7 protein-coding genes and 1 pseudogene are annotated in these 7174 nt (G+C 33.2%); all 8 read right to left on the bottom strand.

Annotated features, from left to right (window positions below; all coding sequences use genetic code 11):
- Window positions 1-465, bottom strand: a 465-nt coding sequence (locus tag Q1553_RS07475; RefSeq protein WP_300842871.1) for an acyltransferase, incomplete at its 3' end; no start/stop codon positions are given.
- Window positions 466-472: 7 nt separating this feature from the next.
- Window positions 473-1555 carry an aminotransferase class V-fold PLP-dependent enzyme gene (locus Q1553_RS07470; protein WP_300668289.1) on the bottom strand — a complete coding sequence of 361 codons (1083 nt, stop codon included), beginning with the start codon at window positions 1553-1555 and terminating at the stop codon, window positions 473-475.
- Window positions 1552-2520, bottom strand: a complete 969-nt coding sequence (locus tag Q1553_RS07465; RefSeq protein ID WP_115551267.1) for an NAD-dependent epimerase/dehydratase family protein — start codon at window positions 2518-2520, stop codon at window positions 1552-1554. Before Q1553_RS07465 ends, Q1553_RS07470 begins: the two co-directional genes overlap by 4 nt.
- Window positions 2520-3482, bottom strand: coding sequence for a Gfo/Idh/MocA family oxidoreductase (locus Q1553_RS07460; RefSeq protein ID WP_115551268.1), 963 nt, complete (start codon window positions 3480-3482; stop codon window positions 2520-2522). The genes Q1553_RS07465 and Q1553_RS07460 overlap by 1 nt, the downstream gene beginning before the upstream one ends.
- Window positions 3466-3963, bottom strand: a complete 498-nt coding sequence (locus Q1553_RS07455) for an acyltransferase (RefSeq protein WP_181881614.1) — start codon at window positions 3961-3963, stop codon at window positions 3466-3468. The genes Q1553_RS07460 and Q1553_RS07455 overlap by 17 nt, the downstream gene beginning before the upstream one ends.
- Window positions 3964-4029: 66 nt before the next feature.
- Window positions 4030-5160, bottom strand: coding sequence for a radical SAM protein (locus tag Q1553_RS07450; protein WP_300706232.1), 1131 nt, complete (start codon window positions 5158-5160; stop codon window positions 4030-4032).
- A 223-nt stretch (window positions 5161-5383) separates the two neighbouring features.
- On the bottom strand, window positions 5384-6697 hold the full coding sequence (locus tag Q1553_RS07445) for a radical SAM/SPASM domain-containing protein (RefSeq protein WP_300743269.1): 1314 nt from the start codon (window positions 6695-6697) through the stop codon (window positions 5384-5386).
- Window positions 6694-7174: pseudogene (locus Q1553_RS07440) on the bottom strand (hypothetical protein); the annotation flags it as partial. The gene Q1553_RS07445 and the pseudogene Q1553_RS07440, both read right to left, overlap by 4 nt.

Here is a 7174-nt window from a genome sequence, read left to right as displayed (position 1 = left end):
TTTATTTACAAAGCTACAAGCCCCTACAATAGCTCCCTTTCCAATCGTAACGCCCATACTTATCACTGAATTAGGACCAATATAGCAGTAATCCTCTATTACAACAGGAGCATATTCAAGTGAGCCACCTCCTTGATGAGACCACTGCACACTATTGTGTGTATAAATCTGCACTCCAGCAGAAATAGAACAAAACTTACCAATTCTTAACCCCCCGCCTCCATCAAGAATACAAAAAGGACCAACAAAGGTATTTTCTCCTACTTGCACATCGCCAAAAACATAGACATTATCATAGCAGTTACTTCCCTCTCCCCATTGTAAATAATTTGCCTTTTCCCAACGATTACTAAGATATTCATTCAAGGGCAAGACTCTATTATATTTTATCTTTTTTCTATCCCTCAAATAAGAAAAGAAACTAAATATCTTTCTTTTTTGCTTTAAAATATTTTTATTTTTCATTGCTTTCCTATGTTAAGAACTTTTGAATAGTTTGAGAAATATACTCTACATCAACCCCCTTATAGCAAGGAAGTGTTAAAGTAGAATCTTCTAAAAATTTTGCATTCTTTTGAATCGCATTGTATTTATTCTTGCAAAAAGTTGTGCCACTTAAACAATAAGTGCCCAAAGTGCTTTCTATGCCATTTTGATATAAATAAGTAATTAAATCATCTCTACAAATATTTTTTGGAACAACAAAAACCATAGACTGCACATTAAAAACTACTTCTTTATTAATTTCTTGAGCTTGGAATCCTAAAGGGTTCAAATATTGAATATATGCTTTCCTGATTTGGTTTCTTTCTTGAATGATATTGTCTAGCTTTTTTAACTGCTTGATACCCATAACAGCTTGTAATTCTGGAAGTCTATAATTATAACCAAAATCCACAAAGTCAAATTTATCTTGATGAAACACTGCTCCGTGATTTAATTTGATTTCAAAAAATTCCTTAAAACTTTCCTCATTAAAAACAACCGCCCCTCCTTCTCCTGTCGTTAAGAGTTTTCTAGGGTGAAAACTAAAACAACCCAACTCACCAAATGTACCGGCTTTTTTACCGCACTCACTGCTGCCTATTGCACAAGCTGCGTCCTCTATCAATGGAATTTTATAATGCCGACATATTTCTTGAATCTTAGAAACACCACTAGGATTCCCTAGTGCATGCACAAAAATAACTGCTTTGGTCTTTTCAGAAATTTTCTTTTCAATCTCCTCTGGAAGCATATTAAAAGTAGATAAACAAACATCTGCAAATATCGGTTTAACTCCTAAATCCTCCAATACATTTGAAGTAGCAGGAAAGGAAAAGTCTGATACAATTACCTCATCTTGACTTTGCAGATTCAATGCCTTAAGGCAAATACTCAAAGCAGTAGTTGCTGATGTGGTTGCATAGGCATATTGGATATTCATGTAATCTTGTAAATTTTGCATAAATTGCTGAATATATTTGCCCTTTGTCAGCCAACCAGAATCAAAAATCTCTTTAAAATCTTCCTTGACTTCGTCAAAATGAATATAAGGTTGAATTAACTTTATCATTTAATATGCTCCCGATACCATTGTATGCTTCGTTTTAAGCCTTCATCAAAAGGAGTTAGTTGATAGTTAATTAAAGTTTTAATTTTCGCATTGCTTGCATTATGGCATTCTACATCAGAATTTCTAGCAGGTTTTTTTAAAATCTCCCCCTTAAAATCCATAAACTTTACAATTTTATTGATGACTTCTTGGATGGAAATTTGCCCCTCTGTTGAAATATTGACACTTTCTCCCCTTGGCATTAAAGGATAAACTTTGATAATTGCGTCAATCGTATCCTCTACATAGATAAAATCCCTGCTCTGCAAACCACTCCCATAAATCTCTGGTGAGACTCCTTTTAATATCCTATAAATTGTAATAGGAATCACTCCTGCTAAATAACCCTTATAATTTTGTCTAGGTCCATAATTATTAAAAGGTCTTACAATAAAAGAATCTAACCCAAACATAGAAACCCAACTTTTCAAAGCTATATCAGCAGCAGCCTTACCTGCTGCGTAAGTTGTAGTTGGGTTAATAGGGTGCTGTTCGTCCATTGGCTCATAAACTGCACTACCATAGACTTCTGAAGTTGAAAAATGCACAAGCGTTTGGAACAAACCCTTTCTTTGTGTTTCTAAAAGGTTGAGCATTATTGCGCTATTGACGCTAAAGCTATTTTTCGGATTCACAAATGAATAATTAAGAGCTTTGGTGGCGCAATTAAAAACAATATCTATTTTATGTCGCTCAAAAATATATTCCACAGATGAAAGAATCTCCATATCGTCTTTATAGAAAATAATTCCTTTTTGAATAGCAGATTTTAGATTTTCTTCATTACCCAAAAATAAATTATCAACCACAATAACTTGTTTTGCCCTTTCTTCGAGCAGTTTATCTACTAAATGACTGCCAATAAAACCAGCTCCACCTGTAACAAGAATCACACTATCATAAATAGGCTTCCTTAAAGATTCCATTATAATCCTCTTTTAATTTGGGATTGAATCTCATAAGCAACTTCCATAGCTACTAAAGCATCTTTTGCCTGAACAACCTCTCTTTGATTGCCCCTACAAACTTCAATAAAATCAATCAATTCTAATAAAAGTGCTTCTCTTGGCTTCACATCAATAGTTTCCATTTTAGAAGTAATAGAAACATTTTCAAGATACTGCTCTAAAGATTGTTTATTTACAAAGACTTCTTTGCTTAAAAGATTGCAATCCACATACATATTATCACAAGTAACACTAATATATCGCATACGCTTTTCTGTGATACGACTAGCGGTAATGGAAGAAAACACACCATTTTTATGTGTAATGATTGCTCTTGCAAATTCTATCATCTCTCTCTCACAACAACCGTAAGCATAAATGTTATCCACTGCACCATTGAGATACAAAGCTAAATCAATATCGTGAATCATCAAATCTATCACAACATCTACATCAGTAATGCGACTGCTAATTTTATTTGTCCTTGTAAAATCCATATTAATCACTACTTGACTATTATGGATTGCTTTTTTTAAGGCAGTAACTGCTGGATTATAACGCTCTATAAAACCTACTTGTAGGCACATATTGTGTTGTTGGACATATTGTGCGATCTTTTTGGTTGCCTCCAAAGTATGCGCTAAAGGTTTTTCAATAAAAATATTTTTTACTAATGGAGCAATCTTAAAGAAATAATCACTATGCGTAAAAGTAGGGGTTACAATAATCACACCATCTACCTTTTTCAAATCTTCATCAAGATTTGTTGAAAGTGGCACTTGATATTGTTTAGCAATCTCTCTAGCAGAATCTTGAGCAATATCGTAAATAAAACTAATCTCAACATGCTTTAACATAGATAAAATGCGCAAATGATTCTGCCCCATTCTGCCAACACCTAGTAAGCCGATTTTTATCCATTTGTCAGTTTGGCTTAGCATTGACTTTATTCCCCATTTTATCAATATAACTATAATGTTTTGCTGGATTCCCTATTACAAGACTATAATCCTCTACATCTTTGGTCACCACGCTACCTGCAGCCACCATTGCATACTTGCCAATCGTAACACCGCAAACAATTGTGGCATTTGCACCAATACTTGCCCCTTTTCTGACAAGAGTTGGTGTTATCTCCCAATTTTCATTGAAAGCTCTAGGAATCTTATCGTTTGTAAAAGCAACATTTGGTCCAACAAACACATCGTCTTCCAAAGTAACCCCTTGAAAAACAGAGACACTATTTTGAATCTTGCATCTTGCACCAATGGAAACATTTTCAGCAATATACACATCCTTAGAAAGGATACAATTTTTACCAATATTAGCAAACTCACGGATTTGGACATTCTGCCAAACCTTTGTTTCCTCTCCAATTTTTGCCTCTTTTGCAACATTTGCAGTAGAATGAATAAAAACCATAAAAAACCTTTTATTTAGGTTTTTTATTATCTCACAAGATAACTTAAAAAAACAATTTTAATTTAACTACAAGATTCCATCTTGCTTCATTTTAGTAACGAGATTGTTTTGATACATATAAAGCAATACATCATCAGGTAACATAGAAATTTTTTCTGGGATAGAAAAATATCTTTTCAACCTTGCATTCGTAATCTCAAAATATCCCTTATAAATATTCATTGTGTTTTTATCTATCACTCTAGTTCTATAAGAGGGACACCTCCAACACAATCCATTGAGTGCAGATTCAACAAATTCACTATTAATTGCCTTTATTGCATCATCTAAACTATTGATATAAATATTTTGAGTTTTGCTTTCTAAAGCTTTTGGATAAGATGCCATATAGCAACAAGCCATAATATCACCATTGACTTGAATAATGCATCCTCCAAAATCCTCACATAGCAGAATCGGGTAGCGACTATTTCTATCACTTTGTTGTTCCCTATCATCAAAAGTTGTTTCTAAAATCTTTACAATCTGATTTACATTAGCAGATTTAAAGGTATCTAAAATTGTATCAAATTCATCGTGATTTTGGATTTGCTCTACAAAATTAACTTGCTTATAAACATTGGATAATTCACCAATTAAAAAAGGAGCATTTATTGTATTCTCAAACAACTTTTTATTACTCCCTCTTATGGATTGAAATAAATTAAAATCCAATGTATCAACACTTGCACAAAGAATGCTTATATTAAAATTCTTTAGTTTTTTTATTGTTTCTTTATCCAACAAAGAAGCATTCGTGGTTACAGATACACTGACACCTAATTTGGTAGTATATTCCAACAATTCCTCCCAATGAGGATACAAAAAGAATTCGCCTTGTGGCGTCAATCCTATGTTTGTTATTCCATATTCCACAATTTTATCTACAGCCATTTTTGCCATTTCTAAAGGCATATTTTTATTTTTTAATTCAGGATTATTGGAATAATATTTCGTCTTATAAGGATTGTCTTTTCCGTGCCAAGGACACATTGGGCAATAATAATTACAGAAAGTTGTTACTTGTAATGTAATGGTAGTTGGCTTGAATTGAGTAATCAGGAGTTTGGCAATTTCGTTGATTTGCTCTTGAGGTAAAAACTTTGGCGGTTCTTTATCCCACCGATTGCTTTCCTCCCAAGATTCAGGAGATTCCAATAAATGATGACACGGATAACGAAAGAATAACCCCCCCCCCCCGCAGAATTAGCCTCTATTAAATTATTACTTTTATTATAATTTTTGCTCGTTACACAAAAAGATAAATTCTCATTTCTCCATTGTTCAAAAAGCGGTTGTAAAACTGCTGGTGTCATAAAAAGCCTTTGCTTGTTAGGATTCGAAACTTGATTATAACATAAAACTTTATTATCTTTCAATACTACAAAATTCCATCTTGTTTCATTTTGGTAACGAGATTGTTTTGATACAACCATAATAAAATATGATTTGGGGTGCTTTGCAAATCTTTTGGAACCTTAAAATATTGTTTGAATTCTTGTTCATTTATAGCAAGATATTTTCCTTCAATAGACATTTCTTTTTGTCGTTTAAAAGTCATTTGATACAAATCGCAGTTACAACACAACTTCATTACATCTTCATCTTTATTTACCATTAAGGAATGTTGATAAGAAATTACTTCCTCTATGGAATGTTCTTTTAAAGAACAAACACCTAGTTTATGCTTGATATATTTATAGCGATTCGCAAAACCACAACAAGTAACAAGATTTCCATCTATTAAAATCACAATATTATTATAAGCTCCACACAATCCGTGAATATATTGCTGTCTATTAATTGGTAGAATCGTCATTTCCTTATCGCAACTTGTATGCAATTCAATGCCACAAGAAATAAATTTCACATTAGAGTTTTCATAAAATTTAAGTACCTCCTCCTTTTCTCCAATATTTGGCTGTTGTTGAACAAAATGCACGTGCGTATAAATTCCTGATTCTGCTGCAAGAATTGGAGCATTAATAGCGGTTTGATAATCCTTTTCTTTTGGGCTTCTCACTTTAGCATAAGTTTCTTGTTTGACAGAATCAATAGAGAAAATCAACTCATCAAACCTTATATCCTTAAGCTTAGCAATCACCTCTTTTGTGAGAAAAGAGCCATTAGTTGTTGCAGAAATCTTTAAACCCTTTGATTTAATGTAGCGACTAATTTCCTCCCAATAAGGATAGACAAAAAATTCTCCACTAGGAGACATTGCAACCATATTCGCACCATAATCCACTATTTTATCCACATAACCTTTCGCTTCCTCTAAGGGCATATTTTGGGGTTTCAAGCTTGGATTATCCTTGAAATATTTTCCCTCGTAACCCTCCCCGTGAAATGGACACATTGGGCAAACATAGTTACACCTTGTAGTTACTTGCAGATAAATTGTTTTTAATTTGACATATTTTAGCAAATGCAATGCTATCCTTTCTACCATTTCTTTAGATATAGCCTTAGGGGCTTCACCCTCAAACGCATTTCTTTCCTCAAAATCCCCAATTTCTCCAAATAATTCTCCATAAGGATAAACAATAGTTCTAATAACGCCCCCCCCCCCGCTACCTTGCGCTTGAGACTTACGATTCATCATTACCTTATTATAATTCAAGTTGGTTACACAAAAAGAGAGATTCTCTTTTCTTAACTCGTTAAACAGTTCCTGCAATACGATTGGCGTCATACTTCTAATACCTCCAAAATCAATTTCATAAAATCATTTTGCTCCATTTTGTGATATAAACCATAAAGCACCCTAAAAAAGCTGATGAATTTTTCCCTTTTTTTAGTATCATCAAAAATACTTATTATATTATTTAGGTTTTCAATACATTCTGAAGCATTGCTATAATAAATATTATCTGCCAGCCAAAAATACTTTTCAAATTCTTTAAAAGACAAGGGGTGGTTTTCCACCAAAAAGAAATTTTGTTTGTATCTTTCAATGGATTGTAATCGGATATTATGCAATTCTTGTTTTGACATACTCAAAAATGCCATACAAGAAACGCCTCTGAATTTATATGTAAATTCTGTCCTAGATTCCCCTTGCTCCATCGGAAAAGTATCACAAAATATATCAATAATATGCCCATAAATATGTGCATCTACAAATCCGGGCATAAAGAATCGCTCCGAGATTCCAAGCTTTTCAACTTTC

This window comes from Helicobacter sp. UBA3407 (assembly GCF_949747025.1).
Lineage (GTDB): Bacteria > Campylobacterota > Campylobacteria > Campylobacterales > Helicobacteraceae > Helicobacter_D > Helicobacter_D ganmani.
Note: the sequence above shows the minus strand (reverse complement) of the source record. Positions and strands in the feature narration are given on the sequence as shown.